This window comes from Beijerinckia sp. L45 (assembly GCF_009765775.1).
Taxonomy (GTDB): Bacteria; Pseudomonadota; Alphaproteobacteria; order Rhizobiales; family Beijerinckiaceae; genus RH-AL1.
In genome coordinates this window covers 1-2,267 of the sequence record NZ_LMUU01000217.1, presented here as the reverse complement: position 1 = coordinate 2,267, position 2,267 = coordinate 1, and the positions used below count along the sequence as shown (strand labels likewise).

The window sequence follows — 2,267 nt, the reverse complement described above, 5'->3', positions numbered from 1 at the left end:
CCCTGAATCGCGCCGATCGCCAGCACCTGGCCAGCACGAACCGTGATGGCGGCCGCGTGTGCGACGGAAGCGCCGTCGAGCGTCGCCGGCATCAGCGCGCCGCTCAGCGCCACCGTCGCATCGACGTAGAAGCGCAGGCTCGGACCAGCCACCGTCAGCTCCAGCGCCGCCGTCTCGCCGGCATTGCCGACGAGACCGTTGGCGTGGCGGAACGAGCGCGCATCCATCGGGCCACTCGGCGGCACGCCGACATGCCACAGTCCAAGCCGGCCGGGCAGTTCCTGCAGGGTCGACTGCGCGCCGGGCGCCAGCACCTCGATGCTGCGCGGGGCATAGGCAAAGTCGCGCAACGCCGTCGTTGCGACCGTGCCGGAGGCGAAGAGATCGGACTTGGCGATGGCCTGGAGATAGGCAAGGTTGGTCTCGATGCCCCCCACGGAGGTTGCTGCCAGCGCCCGCTGCAGGGCGGTTATAGCGCCAGCGCGATCAGCGCCCGTGACGATGATCTTCGCAAGCATCGGATCATAATAGGGTGTCACCTCGGTGCCGGTTTCGACCCAGGTGTCGACGCGAGCCTCTTTCGGGAGGATCACTTCGGTCAACAATCCGGCGCTCGGCTGAAAGTTGGCGTGCGGGATCTCGGCATAAAGCCGGGCCTCAATCGCGGCGCCCTTCGGGATCAGCGGGCCTGCCGTGCCGATGACGTCCTCGCCGGCCGCCTGCCGGATCATCCATGCCACCAGATCGACGCCGAACACCGCCTCCGTGACGGGATGCTCGACCTGCAACCGCGTGTTGACCTCGAGGAAGGAGAAATCCTCTCGCACGGGATCGTAGATGAATTCGACGGTCCCCGCCGAAGCGTAGGCGACGCTTTCGCCGAGCCGCACCGCGGCCCCATGCAGCCGCATGCGGGTGGCGCCGGAGAGGCCCGGTGCCGGCGTCTCCTCGATGACCTTCTGGTTGCGGCGCTGCAGCGAACAGTCCCGCTCGCCGAGCGCAATGACGCGGCCCCTGCCGTCGCCAAAAATCTGCACTTCGACATGCCGGGCATCGGCGACGAAGCGCTCGAGATAGACGCGGGCGTCGCCGAAGCTGGCTTGAGCGGTGCGTTCGACGGCTTGAAAGCTGTCGCGCAACGCGTCCGGCGACGCACAGAGGCTCATGCCGATGCCGCCGCCACCCGCCGTGCTTTTCAGCATGACGGGATAGCCGATGGTCTCGGCCGCCGCGAGCGCCGCCTCGGCGTCGGCAAGCAGATCCGTGCCGGGAAGCAGAGGCACGCCGCTGGCCTTGGCGAGATCCCGCGCCGTATGTTTGAGGCCGAACGCGCGAAGGTGCTCTGGGCGCGGCCCGATGAAGGTGATGCCCTCCGCCGCGAGCCGTTCGGCGAAGCCGACATTTTCCGACAGGAAGCCATACCCGGGATGCACGGCCTCGGCGCCGGTCGCGCGACAGGCGGCTAGCACCGCCTCGACGTCGAGATAGCTTTGCGTCGCCGGCGCCGGGCCAAGACGGACGGCTTCGTCCGCGTCCAGCACCGGCCGGGTAAAGCGATCGGCATCGGAATAGACGGCGACGGATGCGATCCCCATGCGGCGCAAGCTGCGGACGATACGGCCCGCGATCTCGCCACGGTTGGCGATCAGGACTTTCTTGAACATAAGATCAGGCCGCGTCCCAGATCAGCACGCGGATCGGAGTCGGATTGAATCCGTTGCAGGGATTGTTGACCTGCGGGCAGTTTGAAATGACGCAGATGATGTCCATCGCCGCGGTGATCTCGACATGGTCGCCGGGCGACGAAATACCATCGACGATGATGAGGTCGCCCGACGGTTCGATCGGCACGTTCATGAAGAAGTTGATGTTCGGCACGACGTCGCGCTTGCTCAGCCCGTAGCGCGAGATCTCGAGAACGAAGTTTTCGCGACACGCCTGCATATACTTCGTGGCCTGCCCGAAGCGGACCGTATTGGATTCGCAGGAGCATGCTCCGGCGCAGGTATCGTGGCGACCGCAGGTGTCGGCCGTGACCGTCGCGAGCACGTTGCCCTCGTTCGAGATCAAACGGGTGCCAACGCCCAGGTAGGCCGAGCCCTGCTCGCGCAGCGTGTCCTGTGCGCTGTAGCGCTCGGTCATGTCGGCGGCACTGTAGAACAAAGTGTCGACCGCCTGGCAGCCTTCGAGGTCGACGATGCGGAGCGTCTGGCCCGCCTTGATCAGACCGGACCACGGCTTTTGCGCGGGAATGACGTGGTCGACGA

At 66.3% G+C, this 2,267-nt stretch carries 2 protein-coding genes; both read right to left on the bottom strand.

Annotation, left to right across the window (positions count from 1 at the left end; all coding sequences use genetic code 11):
• A partial coding sequence (locus tag GSQ79_RS29825; protein WP_305764633.1) for a biotin carboxylase N-terminal domain-containing protein occupies positions 1–1,664 on the bottom strand: 1,664 nt, incomplete at its 3' end.
• A 4-nt stretch (positions 1,665–1,668) separates the two neighbouring features.
• A partial coding sequence (locus tag GSQ79_RS23400; protein WP_158811188.1) for an urea amidolyase associated protein UAAP2 occupies positions 1,669–2,267 on the bottom strand: 599 nt, incomplete at its 5' end.